The following is a 16,331-nucleotide window of genomic DNA, read 5'->3' as shown; positions in this document are numbered from 1 at the left end:
GTTATATGAACACAGTAATAAGTGCACGAAATCCTCGCTGGTCCGATCTGGCCCATACCTCCATCGTCCTGTCGGTGATTTTCGAGGAAACAAAGGATGTTTTCGGTGAGGTGCCTTTTGGTGCCTCTGCCCATGACCCTGAGCCACACGGTGTAGATCTTTTCAACCGTGCAGTTGCAGGCGAGTTTGGCGAGATTCTCGAACCCACCGAGCAGATGGTTCAGGCGCAGGTGATGTGCCAGCGTGGTATTTACTCGGCCGAGGTCACTGCGAAAATCAACGGATTGGTTGCCGATCTGGATATGTTGCAAGATGCCATAACGTTGGATATGGCCACTGACGATCAGCGTAAATCACTGCCTGCTGTAAACGCCGAGCTCGACGCGCTACGCCTGTATCGAGTGCAACTTGCCCAACTCGAGACATTGCCAGGCTATCCAATGTCGTTCGATTGGCCGGTGCCGCCTGCGACGCCATTTGTATATGTTAAACCGTCTGCAGCACCGCTGTTATCAATAGGCGTAAGTGAAGACGAACTGCCCAAGCCATAACGCCCCGCACTGACGGGGCGTTGTTTTATCTGCCGTTCAACTTGCTTTTAAACAGGGGAACTTTATCGACTCAGGGGGCGGGTTAGTCCTGTAACCCCTAATAGGAGGACCGATGCCTATCAACCAGCAACAACTACTGCAAATCCTCCCCAACGCCGGCCCTAAAGCCGGCGTTTTTGTTCCTGCTCTCAACACCGCCATGACCCGCTACACCATCAACACCCGCCTGCGTATCGCTGGGTTCATCGCTCAGATCGGGCATGAATCCGGGCAGCTTCGTTATGTGCGCGAGCTGGGTAGCGACAGCTATCTGGCCAAGTACGACACCGGGCAGTTGGCGCTGCGTCTGGGCAACACGCCAGAGGCAGATGGCGACGGTCAACTGTACCGAGGGCGCGGGCTGATTCAGGTGACGGGGCGGGCTAACTACGAAGCGTGCGGGGAGGCGCTGGGGCTGGACTTGTTGCGCCAGCCGCAACTGCTTGAACAGCCGGAGCATGCCGCCATGTCGGCAGCGTGGTTCTGGGACCGTGCCAACCTCAACGCGCTGGCAGACAAGGGGGATTTTCTGATGATCACCCGGCGTATCAACGGAGGCACCAATGGCCTGGCAGATCGGCAGGCGCTTTACCAGCGGGCATTGGAGGTGCTGCCGTGAAAGTGCTGGATATGCGATTCCTGATCCTCGCATTCGTGCTTGGGTCAGGGCTGGGTACATGGGCCGCCTGGCAGTGGCAGGCGGCTCACTATGGTCTGCAACTGTCTACGCAAACGCTGGCTTGGCAGCAAGAGCGCGAGCAGGCGGCGCTGGCGGTCGTCGACTGGCAGAACGCTGAACAAGCGCGAAGGCGGGCGCTTGAACTCCGTCTGCAAGATAACGATACAACCATTCATAAGGAATTGAGCGATGCACAGACTTCTCAGGCTCGCTTGCGTGATCGTCTGGCTACCGCTGATTTGCGGCTGTCAGTCCTCCTTGCCAGCCCCACCGGTGGCGATGGAATGCCAACCGCCTCCGGTTCCGGCGGCGTGGTTCATGGAAGCTCGCGAGGCGAACTTGACCCAGCGGCTGCTGGACGAATTGTCGCCATCACCGACTACGGCGATCAGGGATTGATCGCTTTGAAGGCCTGCCAGGCCTACGTGCGCGAGATTGCGCACTGATGTTCCCTCCGGCACCCCACCTTTGGCCATCGTGCCCCTGCCTGAAACCCGCCTCCACAAGGAGGCGCGGCCCTCTTTTCAGCCTTTAACCGCTTTTCAATCGGCGCAGCCCGGTACATTCATATTGCACCGGTCGGTTCGGTACGCTAATGTCCCGAAACGTACCGATGAGACCCCTTCCGTGACGACTGTCAGCAAACTCTTGATGCGCGTTATCAAGGCTCACGCCCGTTGGCGTTGGCGCGCCTGACTATTTCCTTGCCGGCCCTGCCGGACCCGTACCTGTATGCCTTCGATTTTGTGATGTTTTTCTCCGTCCCCCGGCCTTATGGCTGACGAGGGGATGCATGAGTGAAGCAGAATCCGGAAGGCCTGAATCAAGTCAGTAAATCAAAAGGTTGATAGCAAAATGCTGCTGATGATCGATAACTACGATTCGTTCACCTACAACGTCGTGCAGTACCTCGGTGAGCTGGGGGCCGATGTCAAAGTCATTCGTAACGACGAACTGACCATTGAACAGATCGAAGCCCTGAACCCCGAACGCATCGTGGTCTCGCCCGGCCCGTGCACACCCAATGAAGCCGGTGTCTCGCTTGAAGTGATCAAACATTTCGCGGGCAAACTGCCGATTCTGGGTGTGTGCCTGGGGCATCAGTCCATCGGGCAGGCCTTTGGTGGCGATGTGGTGCGTGCGCGTCAGGTGATGCACGGCAAAACCAGCCCGGTGGTGCATCAGGACGGCGGCGTGTTCGACGGCCTTAATCATCCACTGGTGGTAACCCGCTACCACTCGCTGGTGGTAAAAAGCGATACCTTGCCCGAGTGCCTGGAAGTGACCGCCTGGACTGCGCTGGAAGACGGCTCGGTTGACGAGATAATGGGCCTGCGTCACAAAACGTTGAACGTGGAAGGGGTACAGTTTCACCCTGAGTCGATTCTGACCGAGCAGGGCCACGAGCTGTTCGCCAACTTTCTCAAGCAGAGCGGCGGCCATCGTCAGGGCTAAGGATTTTTTATGACTACCCCCATGAACATCAAAAGCGCGCTGAACCGCGTGGTCAACCAGCTGGACCTGACCACTGACGAGATGCGCGACGTCATGCGCGAGATCATGACCGGCCAATGCACCGAAGCGCAGATCGGTGCGTTTCTGATGGGCATGCGCATGAAGAGTGAAACCATCGATGAGATCGTCGGTGCTGTTTCGGTCATGCGTGAGCTGGCCAGCAGTGTTGAGCTGAAAACACTGGATGGCGTTGTAGACATCGTTGGCACTGGCGGTGACGGCGCAAACATTTTCAACGTGTCCACGGCGTCGGCTTTTGTCATTGCCGCTGCTGGCTGCACGGTGGCCAAACATGGCAACCGCGCAGTGTCGGGCAAGAGCGGCAGCGCCGACCTGCTGGAAGCCGCCGGGGTTTATCTGAACCTTACGCCTGTTCAGGTGGCTCGCTGCATTGACAGCGTGGGCATCGGCTTCATGTTTGCCCAGTCCCATCACAGCGCAATGAAGCACACTGCCGGGCCGCGCCGAGAGCTGGGGCTGCGCACACTGTTCAACATGCTTGGCCCGCTGACCAATCCGGCTGGGGTTCGCCACCAGATCGTCGGCGTGTTCAATCAGGCGTTGTGCCGGCCGCTGGCCGAAGTGCTACTGCGGCTGGGCAGCAAGCATGTGCTGGTGGTGCACTCGCAGGACGGCCTGGACGAGTTCAGTCTGGCCGCGCCGACCTTCGTTGCCGAGCTGAAAAATGGCGAAGTGACTGAATACTGGGTACAGCCCGAAGACCTCGGCATCAAAAGCCAGAGTCTGTATGGCCTCGCTGTGGAAAGTCCGGCAGTTTCGCTGGAACTGATTCGTGATGCGCTTGGGCGACGCAAGACCGAGAACGGGCAGAAAGCCGCGGAAATGATCGTGCTTAATGCCGGCGCCGCGCTCTATGCTGCCGATCATGCGACCAGCCTGAAAGAGGGTGTGGCCTTGGCACACGATGCCCTGCACACCGGCCTTGCGCGGGAAAAGCTGGAAGAGTTGGGTGCCTTCACGGCAGTATTCAAACAGGAGAACGAAGCATGAGCGTGCCAACCGTACTGGAAAAGATTCTTGTCCGAAAGGCCGAGGAAATTGCGGCCCGTCGAGCAATTGTCAGCCTCGCCGAACTTGAACAACAGGTTGCCAGCGCCGGTGCGCCACGTGGCTTTGCCAACGCGCTGATCACTCAGGCCAGGTTGAAGCAGCCTGCCGTCATCGCAGAAGTCAAAAAGGCGTCTCCAAGCAAAGGCGTTATCCGGGAGAATTTTCTGCCGGGCGAGATCGCCAGAAGTTATCAGGCGGGAGGCGCGACCTGTCTTTCAGTGCTCACTGATGTCGATTTCTTTCAGGGTTCCGATGCCTATCTTCAGGAAGCTCGGGCGGCGTGCAATTTGCCGGTGATCCGCAAGGATTTCATGATCGATCCTTATCAGGTGGTCGAGGCTCGCGCGCTGGGCGCTGACTGCATTCTGCTGATCGTGTCGGCACTGGAAGACGCGCAAATGGCTGAGCTGGCCGACGTTGCCAAGCGTGTCGGGCTGGACGTACTGGTCGAGGTGCACGACGGCGACGAGCTGGAGCGCGCACTCAAGACGCTTGATACACCGCTGGTGGGTGTCAACAATCGCAACCTCCACACCTTTGAAGTGAGCCTGGAAACCACGCTGGAGTTGCTACCGCGCATCCCGCGTGATCGCTTGGTCATCACCGAAAGCGGCATTCTCAATCGTGCGGATGTCGAGTTGATGGAAATCAACGATGTCTATTCGTTCCTGGTGGGCGAGGCTTTCATGCGCGCCGAACACCCGGGCGCCGAGTTGCAGCGGCTGTTCTTTCCGGAGCGCAAGCTTGCGGCGAGCGGCCCGTCCATCGACTGACTGAACTGAACACCACACTGAGGTCCGGCATGCAAGACTCGATCATCGACATCTGCGTCGAACAAGGCTTGCAGGCCGAGCAGGACCTTCTGGCGGCTGTGTGTTCCGGCGCTGCCGATCATGGGTTGCTGTTCTGGCGACCCAATGACCGGGCGCTGGTCATGCCGCGGCGCATGAGCCGCTTGCCGGGTTTTGTCGAGGCAAGCGAGACCCTGGCTGACAATGGATGGCCCGTGTTGTTGCGTGAAACCGGTGGTGAGCCGGTGCCACAATCCTCTGCCACGGTGAATATCGCGCTGGTCTATGCACAGCCCGCTGCTGATGTTGATCGTGACCGCATAGAAACCGCCTACCTGCGCTTGTGTCAGCCGCTGCTCGACCTGCTGGTCGAATTGGGCGGCCAGGCTTCATTGGGCGAAGTGGCAGGTGCATTCTGTGACGGCCGCTTCAACGTCAACCTCGATGGTCGCAAGATGGTCGGAACTGCCCAGCGCTGGCGGCAGAGTCAGGGCGGAACGCGTCCTGTAGTGTTGGCCCACGGCGCATTGCTGCTGGATGATGAGCGTGTACAGATGGCGGGAGCGGTCAACCGCTTCAATGAGCTTTGTGAACTTGAGCCACGTGTTCGGGCCGAAAGCCACATTGCCTTGCACGAAGTGTTTCCGGATGTCGACGTTCTGCCGCGCTTGGCGCAGGCCTATCGGCAGCTGCTCGCTGAACTCTGACTGGCAGAGGTTCAGCGCGTACCGTACACCACCATCGTTTTTCCCTTGACGTTGACCAGGCTCTGTTCTTCCAGGGCCTTGAGCACGCGCCCGACCATTTCTCTTGAACAGCCTACGATGCGTCCGATCTCCTGGCGGGTAATCTTGATCTGCATCCCGTCCGGGTGGGTCATTGCATCTGGCTGCTTGCACAGCTCAAGCAACGTGCGAGCTACTCGCCCGGTGACATCCAGAAACGCCAGATCACCTACCTTGCGTGTGGTGTTGCGCAGGCGTTCGGCCATCTGGCTGCCCAGCGCGTAAAGAATTTCCGGCTCCTGGCGGGTCAGCTCGCGGAAGGCGCCGTATGAAATCTCGGCCACTTCGCATTCGGTCTTGGCTCGCACCCATGCGCTGCGCACGGATTCGCGTCCCGGCTGCTCAAACAGACCCAGTTCACCAAAAAAATCCCCGCTGTTGAGATAGGCGACGATCATCTCGCGTCTTTCGTCATCTTCGATCAGAACCGTGACTGAGCCTTTCAAGATCAGAAACAGAGACTCAGAGCGATCACCCGCATTGATGATGTTGCTTTTGGCGGGGCAGCGGCGGCGTTCCGCATGGGGCAGCAGCTTGTCGAGACTGTTTGCTTTGGGCGTAAAAGTTATTGCGACCATGCGTGACTTCCGAAATAAGGTGTATGGCCAAATGGCATACCTGTAGGTATCGGCTGCGCCTGCATTCTCACCAGCTTTTCCAGACGTGTAGGAAGCTATTTGCGAATATTCCTACGCGTTTCCTACGAAAAGCATTTTTCCAATGCGTCCAGGCAGCGTTTGGCGCTGTGCTAAGCTGGCGACCCCTTTTTTACAGTGGAGTCCTGGCGATGAAGGCACGCATTCAATGGGCTGGCGAAGCCATGTTCCTCGGCGAATCCGGCAGCGGTCATGTGGTAGTGATGGACGGCCCGCCTGAAAGCGGTGGCCGCAACCTGGGTGTACGCCCGATGGAAATGGTGTTGATCGGCCTGGGCGGCTGCAGCAACTTTGACGTGGTGAGCATCCTGAAGAAGTCGCGCCAGCCAGTGGAAAGCTGCGAGGCATTTCTTGACGCCGAGCGCGCGGATGAAGATCCGAAAGTGTTTACCAAAATTCACCTGCACTTCGTCGTCAAGGGCCGCGGCCTGAAAGAAGCTCAGGTCAAACGGGCTATCGAGTTGTCAGCGGAGAAGTATTGCTCTGCTTCTATAATGCTCGGAAACGCGGGTGTGAAGATCACTCACGATTATGAAATTGTCGAGTTGACCTGAACGCCAGACATCCAACGATCATAAAAACGGCGCACACTCTGGCAGACGGCTTCGGACGTCTGCATAATGCGCCACTTTTTCAGGGCGCAGCATGTACTGGTTTTCTGCTGCAGGCCCGAACAGACAACCAAAATCGCCAACGCGAAGAGGTGTTAACCGTCCTACGCAGATGAGCCGGACTCAACTGACGGGCATGCTTGATCACGCGGCTGGCGCCGCACCCATATAGAGAGTTTTTAACGGTGAAAAGCAAACTCAAGCTCCACGGGTTCAATAACCTGACAAAGACCTTGAGCTTCAACATTTATGACATCTGCTATGCGGAAACCCCGCAGGACCAGCAGGCGTATGTCGAATACATCAACAGTGTGTACGACGCAGAACGCCTGACGCGGATTCTGACTGATGTTGTCGATATCATTGGTGCCAACATCCTGAACATTGCGCGTCAGGATTACGATCCACAAGGTGCCAGTGTGACCATTCTGATCTCCGAGCAGCCGGTGACGCCTACCGAAAGCCAGATCGAAGAGTCGCCAGGTCCACTGCCGGAAACCATCCTGGCGCACCTGGACAAGAGCCACATCACGGTTCATACCTACCCGGAAATTCACCCGGTAGATGGCATCGCCACGTTCCGCGTGGATATCGATGTGTCGACCTGTGGCGTTATTTCACCGCTCAAGGCGTTGAATTACCTGATTCACAAGTTCGAGTCGGATATCGTGACCGTCGATTATCGCGTGCGCGGCTTTACCCGTGACGTGGAAGGCAAGAAGCACTTCATCGATCATGAAATCAATTCGATCCAGAATTACCTGTCCGAAGACACGCGCAACGGTTACCAGATGACCGACGTGAACGTGTATCAGGAAAACCTGTTCCACACCAAGATGCTGCTCAAGCAGTTCGAACTGGATAACTACCTGTTCGGCGACGCGACCAGCAACTTGTCTGCCGAGCAGCGCGAACAAGTGACCGCCAAGGTCAAACACGAAATGCTGGAAATCTTCTACGGCCGTAACGTAGCGGTATAAGCCTGTATTTCGGGTAATGAAAAGGCGCCTGTTGCAGGCGCCTTTTTTATTCGTCCTTATCGGTCCGGTTGCGTCGTCAGATGCGATAAGTCGACTTGGTCATGACCTTGGCCAGTACGCTCATGCCGAACTTGACCGGTGCCGGGAAGCGAAAGCCGCCTGCTTCCAGCGCTGACTCGGCATGGTGTTCTTCATCACTGAGCATCTGTTCCAGAATGGCCCGCGACTTTCCGTCCTCGCTCGGCAATTGCTCAAGGTGTTCACTCAGGTGCTTGCAGACCTGATCCTCTGTCGCCGCGACGAAACCCAGGCTGACCCGGTCGCTGATAACGCCGGCTACCGCGCCGATCCCGAAGGACAGGCCGTAGAACAGCGGGTTCAGTACGCTGGTATGGCTGCCAAGCTGATGAATGCGCTGTTCGCACCACACCAAGTGATCGATTTCCTCTTCAGCCGCATGCTCCATCGCCTTGCGCACCTTGGGCAGCTTCGCTGTCAGCGCCTGTCCCTGGTACAGCGCCTGAGCGCAGACTTCACCGGTATGGTTGATGCGCATCAGGCCTGCAACGTGGCGAGTGTCGACGTCGCTCATCTTGTGATCGGGCTGGACGACCGCAGGGGAGGGGCGCTGCGGATGTGCACTCAATGGCAGCAATGTACGCATTGCGCTATCGGCTTGCAGTAAAAGACGGTCGAGGGGGGAATAGTGACGTTCGGTAGCCATGGGCACCTCCGGAAGATCATGCGGGCAGTTTACCCGAATCGGCCGCAGGCAGCAGGGCTTGTGTCGGCCGGCCAGCGAACATAACGGCCGCTGACCGGCTGCAAAGCCCGGAAACGCTGGATCAGCCCGGCGGCCAGTTCATCTGACGCTTACCGAGTACATGCATGTGAATGTGATAAACGGTCTGTCCGCCCAGATCATTGCAGTTCATGACCACGCGGAAGCCTTCTTCACAACCCAGTTCAATAGCCAGACGCTGCGCTGTGAACAGGATATGCCCCGCCAGGCCTTTGTCTTCTTCGGTCAGATCGTTCAGGGTCCGAATGGGCTTTTTCGGGATAACCAGAAAATGCACGGGTGCCTGTGGGGCGATGTCGTGAAAAGCCAGTACCTGGTCATCTTCGTAGATGATCTTCGCCGGAATTTCCCGATTGATGATCTTGGTAAACAAAGTTTCCACAGCCGTTTGCTCCTTGTCGGTTGATGGTGGTCGCAGGGTATCGCTGAGCAGCAGTGCGCCTGAGTGTACTGAGCGAGACGCCGCTCGCCCAGTCGTTTGTCTGTCAGCGTGGGCAGTACTTCCTGTTGATGTAGCCGCTGATCTGGCGGGCCAGCCAGCGCGAGACCAGGCGCGGACTGAACGTCCATAGCCGGGTGCTGAAGCCGGGGATGATCACCGCACGGTCCTTTGCCAGTGCGCGAACGGTATACAGGGCCACTTCTTCGGGGCTCATCAGGTTGTCGACATTGACCTGCAACTGCGCGGTACGGAAAAAAGCCGTTCGGGTCGGGCCGGGGCACAACACCGAGACCTTCACCCCGGCCTTCTTCACTTCCTCGCGCAGCCCCTCGGAAAAATGCAGTACATACGCTTTGCTCGCGTAGTAGGTACTCATCCACGGCCCTGGCTGGAAAGCCGCCACCGAGGCGACATTGAGTATCTGGCCACCACCTTGAATGGCCATGAGGTTGCCGACGGTATGGCACAGGCGAGTCAGTGCGAGGATGTTCAGGTCGATCAGGTCCTGCTCGGCGCTCCAGTCCTGCGCCAGAAAAGGTCCGCACGTGCCGATGCCCGCTGCATTGACCAGCAGATCAATCTGATGCGCGCCGTCTTCCAGTTCCAGCAGGAAGCCCGATAGTCGCAGCGGTTCGCCCAGGTCGCATGCACGAAACAGCACTTCCACGCCAAAACGCTGAGTCAATTCCAGTGCAATTGTTTCCAGCAGGTCGCGTTGGCGGGCGACCAGAATCAGGCTGCGACCACGGCGCGCCAGCGCTTCGGCCATCGCCAGGCCTATGCCGCTGGACGCGCCGGTGATCAGGGCGTAACGGGTCATGCATTTCTCCATTGAGCATATTGCGCCCGGCAGTCTGCCGAACCGTGAGCAGTCTATTACGTGTCACTGTGTTTCTTTGAGCTCTTTGTTGACATCCACCGGCACGACCAAGGCACTGTCCTGGTCTTGTTCATCGTCGTACGGGAGGGATTGCTCGTACTCGTCGGTCTGCAGTTCCAGCTCGTCGCGCAGCATGCCTGCGCCTCCGGCAGTGAGGCCAATCAGAATAATCGGTAGCAGCAACAGCCACAGAATGGCCAGCGTCTTTACGCCTTTCGAGTTCGGCGGTGGCGGCGGGCCGAACTGATTGGGGCCTTTTGTCCCCGGCAGCAGGACCATGAGGAACGGGAAGACGCTGCCTATGAAGGGCACCATCGTCAGCAGTAAAAGCCAGCCCGACCAGCCCAGGTCGTGCAGCCGTTGTATACCGATCTGTGCACCGATGACTGCAAACACCACGAGCACCACCGCGCTCAGTAGCCCGCCAGCGACCAGTGACTCGTTCATCGTCAGCAGGCACACGGCAACCAGCGCCAGTGCCGCTGCGCTCAATACCAGGCTCCAGGCCAGATAGCGCAAACGCCCGATGCGCCCGTTTATGCTCAGGACTTTTAGAGTCGAATGCTCCGGCTGATCACCGCCAACCTGTGCTTTGGGCGGCGCATAGGGCGATATTTCCAGATGCGCGGGTTTTTGTGGTGGCGGGCTCGCTATTTCATTGAGGCTCAGGCTGATGTCGCTGTCCGGTTCGATGCGTGCTTCGACACCTGCATCGTTAAGTGCCTTCAGGTAGCGCTCTGCATCTGTGTGGGTCAGCCCGCGCTTGAGCGCAACGGGCTGGCCGTTGAACAACTTTTGCACTGCGCGAGCTTCGCTTTTGAACAACCCCGCAAGGTTGGCCTTCGCGGTATCAAGCTCGACGCCTTCACGCACCTGTCCTTCAAATACAATCTTGAAGAGGGAATCGGCCATACAGGGCTTCCTTGTCTTGTGGGTGGGAACAGTACCGGGCGCTTGCGTTACACATTGCGTAAAGCCGAGCGCCCTGTTGTGTTGCTGGAGAGGCCGAATGCTTTCCGGTCAGAAGGGTTTGACGATGACCAGAATGACGATAGCGATCAGGATCAGCACAGGAATCTCGTTGAACCAGCGATAGAACACATGGCTGCGGCCATTTTCTCCGCGGGCAAAGCGTTTGACCTGTGCGCCACAGACATGGTGATAGCCGATCAGCAGGAACACCAGTGTCAGCTTCGCGTGCATCCAGCCCTGACTGAAATAACCGCTGGCATCAAAGCTGATCAGCCAGCCGCCGAAGACCAGCGTTGCGATCATCGCCGGGGTCATGATGCCACGGTAGAGCTTGCGCTCCATCACCATGAAGCGCTCACGGCTGACCGTGTCCTCACTCATCGAGTGGTAGACGAACAGTCTTGGCAGATAGAACAGGGCTGCAAACCAGCAGACCATTGAAATGACATGCAGCGCTTTGACCCATAGATAGAGCATTTTTGATTATTCCCAGGTTCACGGTGGCCGAATAGTAGTGTCTTGTGCGTCCGTACGTCACGTTGTCGGTTGTCGCAGAGGCGATAGGCTCCTATTATCGACCGCTTTCCAGTTGTTTCGTTGAGGGCAGGTTATGGTCAAGGTCGGTATCGTCGGCGGCACGGGTTACACCGGGGTCGAGCTGCTGCGTCTGTTGGCACAGCATCCGCAGGCAGAAGTAGTGGTCATTACCTCGCGCTCGGAGGCCGGCATGCCAGTCGCCGAGATGTACCCGAACCTGCGAGGTCACTACGACGGCCTGGCTTTCAGCGTACCTGACGTGAAAACCCTGGGTGCCTGTGATGTGGTGTTCTTCGCCACGCCTCACGGTGTTGCTCATGCGCTGGCCGGTGAACTGCTTGCGGCAGGCACCAAGGTGATCGACCTGTCTGCCGACTTCCGCCTGCAGGACCCGGTCGAGTGGGCCAAGTGGTACGGCCAGCCTCATGGCGCTCCGCAACTGTTGGAAGACGCGGTGTACGGGCTGCCGGAAGTCAATCGCGAGCAGATCAAGAATGCGCGGCTCATCGCCGTGCCGGGTTGCTATCCGACGGCTACCCAATTGGGTTTCCTGCCGCTGCTTGAAGCCGGTATTGCCGATAACACTCGTCTGATTGCCGACTGCAAATCTGGCGTGAGCGGCGCTGGACGTGGTCTGAACATCGGTTCGCTGTACTCGGAAGCCAATGAAAGCTTCAAGGCCTACGCTGTGAAGGGCCACCGTCACCTGCCTGAAATCACCCAAGGCCTGCGTCGCGCTGCGGGCGGTGATATCGGCCTGACGTTCGTCCCGCATCTGGTGCCGATGATTCGTGGCATTCACTCCACGCTCTATGCGACGGTCACTGATCGTTCGGTAGACCTGCAGGCGCTGTTCGAGAAGCGCTACGCCGACGAGCCTTTTGTGGACGTAATGCCCGCAGGCAGCCACCCCGAGACCCGCAGTGTGCGCGGAGCCAACGTTTGCCGCATCGCGGTGCACCGTCCACAGGGCGGCGATCTGGTTGTCGTGCTGTCGGTTATCGACAATCTGGTCAAAGGTGCGTCAGGTCAGGCGGTTCAGAACATGAACATCCTGTTTGGTCTTGATGAGCGTGCCGGTTTGTCTCACGCGGGCATGATGCCGTAAGGAATGCCGCCGTCCAGCAAATAGTTGACCGATTTTCTAGGAGAAGCGGATAATGCCGTCATTACGCATTACGACGGCTAACGCCGGGAGATATCTGACATGAGTGTCGAATCCTTCACGCCTACCGCTTTGGAGTTCACTCCGAATGCAGCGCACAAGGTGAAAACCCTGGTCGACGAAGAGGGCAATGATCGTCTGAAACTGCGTGTATTCGTTACAGGTGGCGGCTGCTCAGGTTTTCAGTATGGCTTTACGTTTGATGAAGACGTGGCCGACGATGACACTATCGTCGAGCGCGAGGGCGTAAGTCTGGTTGTCGATCCGATGAGCTTCCAGTACCTGGCTGGCGCAGAAGTCGATTATCAGGAAGGGCTTGAGGGTTCGCGATTCGTGATCAAAAACCCGAATGCTTCCACGACCTGTGGCTGTGGCTCCTCGTTCTCGATCTGATCGAAGCGTGCTGTAAACAAAAACGCCGCTCATTGAGCGGCGTTTTGCATTGTGGCATGACGTCAGGCGGGGTAGATCGCGCCCAGAACACGTCTGCCTTTGGCGCCGGTTACCGTTGGGCGGTTGGCCGGTACGCCTTCGAGGCAGCAATGAGCCAGCCAGGCAAACGCCATGGCCTCAACCCAGTCAGGGTCTACGCCGAACTTCTCGGTACTGTTGACCTCGGTAGTGGGCAATAGCTCTGCAAGGCGTTTCATCAGCGCCTTGTTATGTGCGCCGCCGCCACAGACCAGAAGCTCCTTGGTGACCGCTTGTGCCGATTGCAGCGACTCTGTGATGGTCAGTGCAGTCAGTTCCAGCAGCGTGGCTTGCACGTCTTCAGCAGTCAACGTTGGCAGCTGGAACAGATGATGGTGCACCCAACCCAGGTTGAATACTTCCCGACCGGTGCTTTTTGGGCCTTTGGTCAGGAAGAACTGATCGCTGAGCAGTTTCTTGAGAAGGGCTTGATCAACCTTGCCGCTCGCCGCCCACGCCCCATCCTTGTCGTAGCTTTCATGGCGCTGGGATTGTATCCACGCATCAAGCAGTACGTTGCCGGGTCCACAATCGAAGCCTTCGACCGGGCGATCGGACTCGATCAGGCTCAAATTGCTGAAGCCGCCGATGTTCAATACGGCGCGGTGATCTTTGTTATCGTCGAACAGTGCTTCGTGGAAGGCGGGCACCAGCGGCGCACCCTGTCCACCTGCGGCGATGTCGCGACGACGAAAATCGCTTACCACGGTGATTTCTGTCAGCTCTGCCAGCAGCGCCGGGTTGCCGATCTGAATGCTGTAGCCGCGCGCAGGTTCATGACGAATAGTCTGGCCGTGGCTGCCAATGGCGCGAATCTGAGCGGGCACCATGTTTTGATCTTCCAGCAAGGTCTGCACGCCCTGTGCGACCAGCCTGCACCACTTCTGCTCGGCGATTGCTGCGCGTGCAAGCTCATCGGCACCACTGGAGCAAAGCCCCAGCAGTTCGGCATGCAGATCTTCCGGCATCGGGATGTAGTGAGTAGCCAGAAGCCTTGATCGGTCATCCTGCTTCAAAAGGGCGATATCAATCCCATCGAGACTGCTGCCGGACATCACACCTATATAGAAGAAGTCCATGGATTACCTTTTATTCGAGGCCAGCGTGGTGGCCTTTTCCTGATCCATGCGCGCCATCAACGGCTGGCTTTGCTGCATGAACCGCTGTTTTTCGGATTTGGCGATCGGATCCGCCATCGGAAGCTTCTGGCCCAGCGGGTCTACGTGAACGCCATTGACCTGAAATTCATAGTGCAAGTGCGGGCCAGTAGACAAGCCGGTAGTTCCAATATAGCCGATTACCTGACCTTGCTTAACGGTTCCGCCGGTTTGTATGCCTTTGGCAAAGCCTTGCATGTGACCGTACAGCGTGCGGTAGGTATCGCCGTGCTGGATGATGACGGTATTACCGTAACCGCCGCGACGGCCAGCGAGCAGAACCTTGCCATCGCCGGTCGCCTTGATCGGCGTACCGCGTGGCGCTGCATAGTCGACGCCCTTGTGCGCGCGGATCTTGTTGAGGATCGGGTGTTTGCGACCCATCGAGAACATGGAGCTGATGCGGGCAAAGTCTACCGGGGTGCGGATGAATGCCTTGCGCATGCTGTTGCCGTCGGCCGTGTAGTAATTGGTATTGCCTTGCTTGTTGGTGTAACGAACGGCGGTGTAGGTCTTGCCACGGTTGGTGAAGCGAGCGGACAGGATATTGCCTGTGCCGACGCTTTTGCCGTTGACCAGTTTCTGTTCGTACACCACGTCAAATTCGTCACCCTTGCGGATGTCCTGCGCGAAGTCGATGTCGTAGCCGAAGATGTTGGCCATGTCCATCGTCATGCTATGAGTCAGGCCGGCGCGCTGTGCTGACTGTGAAAGTGAGCTGTTGATCACCCCGTGGACGTAGACTTTACGCACGTTGGGCTTGCTGATTTCGCGATTGAAAACGAAGCCGGAAGCCGATTTCGACAGGCTGATGGTTTCAAGTTCGCTGAGTTTGGTATGCAGTTGCTTGAGCTGGCCGTCCGGCGATAGCTCGAACTGCAAGGCTTGCCCGTTCTGCAGCTTGGTGAACTGTTTGGCCTGCTTGTCGCTGGCCAGCACTTCATGAACGGTAGCGGCTGGCAGCCCGACTTTTTCAAACAGAGTCGAAAGCGTATCGCCCTTGCTGACGATCACTTCCCGATGGTTAGGGTCTTTGGCCGGCGCCGGCTTTTCTGCTTCAGACTGTGCTGTGGCGGTGTCTTGGGCCTGGTCATCGGCATTGTCGATCTGGGCAAATGGCGATTCAGTGGTTTCAGGTGTGGCTTGAGCAGCGTCTGGAGCGTCTTGGTCTTGTGCGTCCTGATCCGGCATCTCCAGATCAAGGGAAAGATTCGTTCGTTTGGCTTCAACTTCGCTGGAAGGAAAAACCAGGAGAGCCAGGCTCAACAATGCGGCAATGCCGCTTGCAGCGAGCAGGTGACTCTTCGGATAAAGCGGGGGCGCTTTAGGCGGTGTGTCTTTCATAGGTAATTTGACTTTGAAAAAGGTGAAATGGAAAAGATGAATGACATGATGAAGATGAAATAACTGTATAAAATATAACCAAAACCTGCTCGAAGCAACCCTTCCCGCGTATCAGTCACTGATTCGCAGGCGAACGCTGGGCAAAACTTGTAATTGGGCTCTGATCTTGTAAGGTTGGTTCCCTTTGAGTTGGGGGCTGAAATGAAGTCGGTTGAAGAACAGCTGGCGCTGATCAAGCGCGGTGCAGATGAACTCCTGGTCGAGGCCGAACTGGTCGAGAAGCTGAAGCGTGGCCAGCCACTGCGTATCAAGGCTGGTTTCGACCCGACAGCGCCCGATCTGCACCTTGGACACACCGTGCTTATTAATAAGCTGCGGCAGTTTCAGGACCTGGGGCATCAGATCATCTTCCTGATCGGTGACTTCACCGGCATGATCGGCGACCCGAGCGGCAAAAGCGCGACGCGCCCGCCGCTCACCCGTGAGCAGGTTCTCGACTACGCCGAAACCTACAAGTCTCAGGTCTTCAAGATTCTCGATCCGGCCAAGACCGAAGTCGCGTTCAACTCCACCTGGATGGACAAGCTGAGTCCGGCTGACTTCATTCGCTTGTCTTCGCAGTACACAGTCGCCCGTATGCTTGAGCGTGACGATTTCGACAAGCGCTATAAAAGCAATCAGTCCATCGCCATTCATGAATTCCTTTACCCGCTGGTGCAGGGTTATGACTCCGTGGCCTTGAAGGCTGACGTCGAGCTGGGTGGTACTGATCAGAAATTCAACCTGCTGATGGGGCGCGAGCTTCAGCGTGCGTATGGGCAGGAGCCGCAATGCATTCTGACCATGCCGCTGCTGGAAGGCCTGGATGGCGTGAAGAAGATGT

Annotated in this window: 20 protein-coding genes (1 of these 20 cut by a window edge); 12 read left to right on the top strand and 8 right to left on the bottom strand. The window is 57.4% G+C overall.

The window, feature by feature from the left end; all coding sequences use genetic code 11:
• Positions 1-5: 5 nt before the first annotated feature.
• From KP808_RS22840 to KP808_RS22810, 7 genes are all read left to right on the top strand, one after another.
• Positions 6-551, top strand: coding sequence for a tail fiber assembly protein (locus tag KP808_RS22840; RefSeq protein WP_057403247.1), 546 nt, complete (start codon positions 6-8; stop codon positions 549-551).
• A gap of 112 nt (positions 552-663) precedes the next feature.
• On the top strand, positions 664-1,209 hold the full coding sequence (locus tag KP808_RS22835) for a glycoside hydrolase family 19 protein (RefSeq protein WP_058408572.1): 546 nt from the start codon (positions 664-666) through the stop codon (positions 1,207-1,209).
• The gene (locus KP808_RS22830) at positions 1,206-1,715 is read left to right on the top strand and encodes a lysis system i-spanin subunit Rz (RefSeq protein ID WP_005733294.1); all 510 of its coding nucleotides are present in this window, start codon (positions 1,206-1,208) and stop codon (positions 1,713-1,715) included. Before KP808_RS22835 ends, KP808_RS22830 begins: the two co-directional genes overlap by 4 nt.
• 409 nt (positions 1,716-2,124) lie before the next feature.
• On the top strand, positions 2,125-2,724 hold the full coding sequence (locus KP808_RS22825; protein ID WP_230016950.1) for an aminodeoxychorismate/anthranilate synthase component II: 600 nt from the start codon (positions 2,125-2,127) through the stop codon (positions 2,722-2,724).
• Between the two features lie 21 nt (positions 2,725-2,745).
• Positions 2,746-3,795, top strand: a complete 1,050-nt coding sequence (trpD, locus tag KP808_RS22820; protein ID WP_058408574.1) for an anthranilate phosphoribosyltransferase — start codon at positions 2,746-2,748, stop codon at positions 3,793-3,795.
• Positions 3,792-4,628, top strand: coding sequence for an indole-3-glycerol phosphate synthase TrpC (trpC, locus tag KP808_RS22815; RefSeq protein WP_054097258.1), 837 nt, complete (start codon positions 3,792-3,794; stop codon positions 4,626-4,628). The genes trpD and trpC overlap by 4 nt, the downstream gene beginning before the upstream one ends.
• 29 nt (positions 4,629-4,657) lie before the next feature.
• A complete protein-coding gene (locus tag KP808_RS22810; RefSeq protein WP_230016948.1) occupies positions 4,658-5,353 on the top strand; it encodes a lipoate--protein ligase family protein in 696 nt (231 codons plus the stop codon).
• An 11-nt stretch (positions 5,354-5,364) separates the two neighbouring features.
• Here KP808_RS22810 and crp read toward each other — a convergent pair whose 3' ends face one another.
• Complete coding sequence (crp, locus tag KP808_RS22805; protein WP_005743964.1) at positions 5,365-6,009, bottom strand: cAMP-activated global transcriptional regulator CRP; 645 nt, start codon at positions 6,007-6,009, stop codon at positions 5,365-5,367.
• Between the two features lie 209 nt (positions 6,010-6,218).
• Here crp and KP808_RS22800 point away from each other — a divergent pair, with 209 nt between their 5' ends.
• On the top strand, positions 6,219-6,641 hold the full coding sequence (locus tag KP808_RS22800) for an OsmC family protein (protein ID WP_057404116.1): 423 nt from the start codon (positions 6,219-6,221) through the stop codon (positions 6,639-6,641).
• Between the two features lie 242 nt (positions 6,642-6,883).
• Positions 6,884-7,678, top strand: coding sequence for an adenosylmethionine decarboxylase (speD, locus tag KP808_RS22795; RefSeq protein WP_002551946.1), 795 nt, complete (start codon positions 6,884-6,886; stop codon positions 7,676-7,678).
• Between the two features lie 76 nt (positions 7,679-7,754).
• Here speD and coq7 read toward each other — a convergent pair whose 3' ends face one another.
• The 5 genes from coq7 to hemJ all read right to left on the bottom strand — a co-directional run bounded on the left by coq7 (position 7,755) and on the right by hemJ (position 11,251).
• Positions 7,755-8,402 (bottom strand): 2-polyprenyl-3-methyl-6-methoxy-1,4-benzoquinone monooxygenase, encoded by a 648-nt coding sequence (gene coq7 / locus KP808_RS22790; RefSeq protein WP_230016946.1) that lies wholly within the window; start codon positions 8,400-8,402, stop codon positions 7,755-7,757.
• 121 nt (positions 8,403-8,523) lie between these two features.
• Complete coding sequence (locus KP808_RS22785; protein WP_230016945.1) at positions 8,524-8,862, bottom strand: histidine triad nucleotide-binding protein; 339 nt, start codon at positions 8,860-8,862, stop codon at positions 8,524-8,526.
• A 103-nt stretch (positions 8,863-8,965) separates the two neighbouring features.
• On the bottom strand, positions 8,966-9,742 hold the full coding sequence (locus KP808_RS22780; RefSeq protein WP_002551949.1) for an SDR family NAD(P)-dependent oxidoreductase: 777 nt from the start codon (positions 9,740-9,742) through the stop codon (positions 8,966-8,968).
• Between the two features lie 63 nt (positions 9,743-9,805).
• On the bottom strand, positions 9,806-10,714 hold the full coding sequence (locus tag KP808_RS22775; protein WP_058408577.1) for a DUF805 domain-containing protein: 909 nt from the start codon (positions 10,712-10,714) through the stop codon (positions 9,806-9,808).
• Positions 10,715-10,822: 108 nt separating this feature from the next.
• Complete coding sequence (gene hemJ, locus KP808_RS22770; protein WP_058408578.1) at positions 10,823-11,251, bottom strand: protoporphyrinogen oxidase HemJ; 429 nt, start codon at positions 11,249-11,251, stop codon at positions 10,823-10,825.
• Positions 11,252-11,384: 133 nt separating this feature from the next.
• Between hemJ and argC the strand changes: the two genes are divergently transcribed.
• A complete protein-coding gene (argC, locus tag KP808_RS22765) occupies positions 11,385-12,419 on the top strand; it encodes an N-acetyl-gamma-glutamyl-phosphate reductase (RefSeq protein ID WP_230016943.1) in 1,035 nt (344 codons plus the stop codon).
• 99 nt (positions 12,420-12,518) lie between these two features.
• Entirely contained in the window at positions 12,519-12,869 is a 351-nt protein-coding gene (erpA, locus tag KP808_RS22760; protein ID WP_002551953.1) for an iron-sulfur cluster insertion protein ErpA, read from the top strand.
• A gap of 62 nt (positions 12,870-12,931) precedes the next feature.
• On the opposite strand, the gene KP808_RS22755 is transcribed toward erpA, so the two are convergent.
• Together KP808_RS22755 and KP808_RS22750 are read right to left on the bottom strand one after the other, a co-directional pair.
• The gene (locus KP808_RS22755; protein ID WP_058408580.1) at positions 12,932-14,026 is read right to left on the bottom strand and encodes an anhydro-N-acetylmuramic acid kinase; all 1,095 of its coding nucleotides are present in this window, start codon (positions 14,024-14,026) and stop codon (positions 12,932-12,934) included.
• A 3-nt stretch (positions 14,027-14,029) separates the two neighbouring features.
• Positions 14,030-15,448, bottom strand: coding sequence for a peptidoglycan DD-metalloendopeptidase family protein (locus KP808_RS22750; RefSeq protein ID WP_230016942.1), 1,419 nt, complete (start codon positions 15,446-15,448; stop codon positions 14,030-14,032).
• 201 nt (positions 15,449-15,649) lie between these two features.
• Between KP808_RS22750 and tyrS the strand changes: the two genes are divergently transcribed.
• Positions 15,650-16,331 carry the 5' portion of a tyrosine--tRNA ligase gene (gene tyrS, locus KP808_RS22745; protein WP_058408581.1) on the top strand. It continues 530 nt past the right edge of the window, so only the first 682 of its 1,212 coding nucleotides appear in the window; it begins with the start codon at positions 15,650-15,652; its stop codon lies off the right edge, out of view.

The sequence above is a fragment of the Pseudomonas savastanoi genome (genome assembly GCF_020917325.1).
Lineage (GTDB): Bacteria > Pseudomonadota > Gammaproteobacteria > Pseudomonadales > Pseudomonadaceae > Aquipseudomonas > Aquipseudomonas amygdali.
This window is presented reverse-complemented; position numbering and strand designations above follow the sequence as displayed.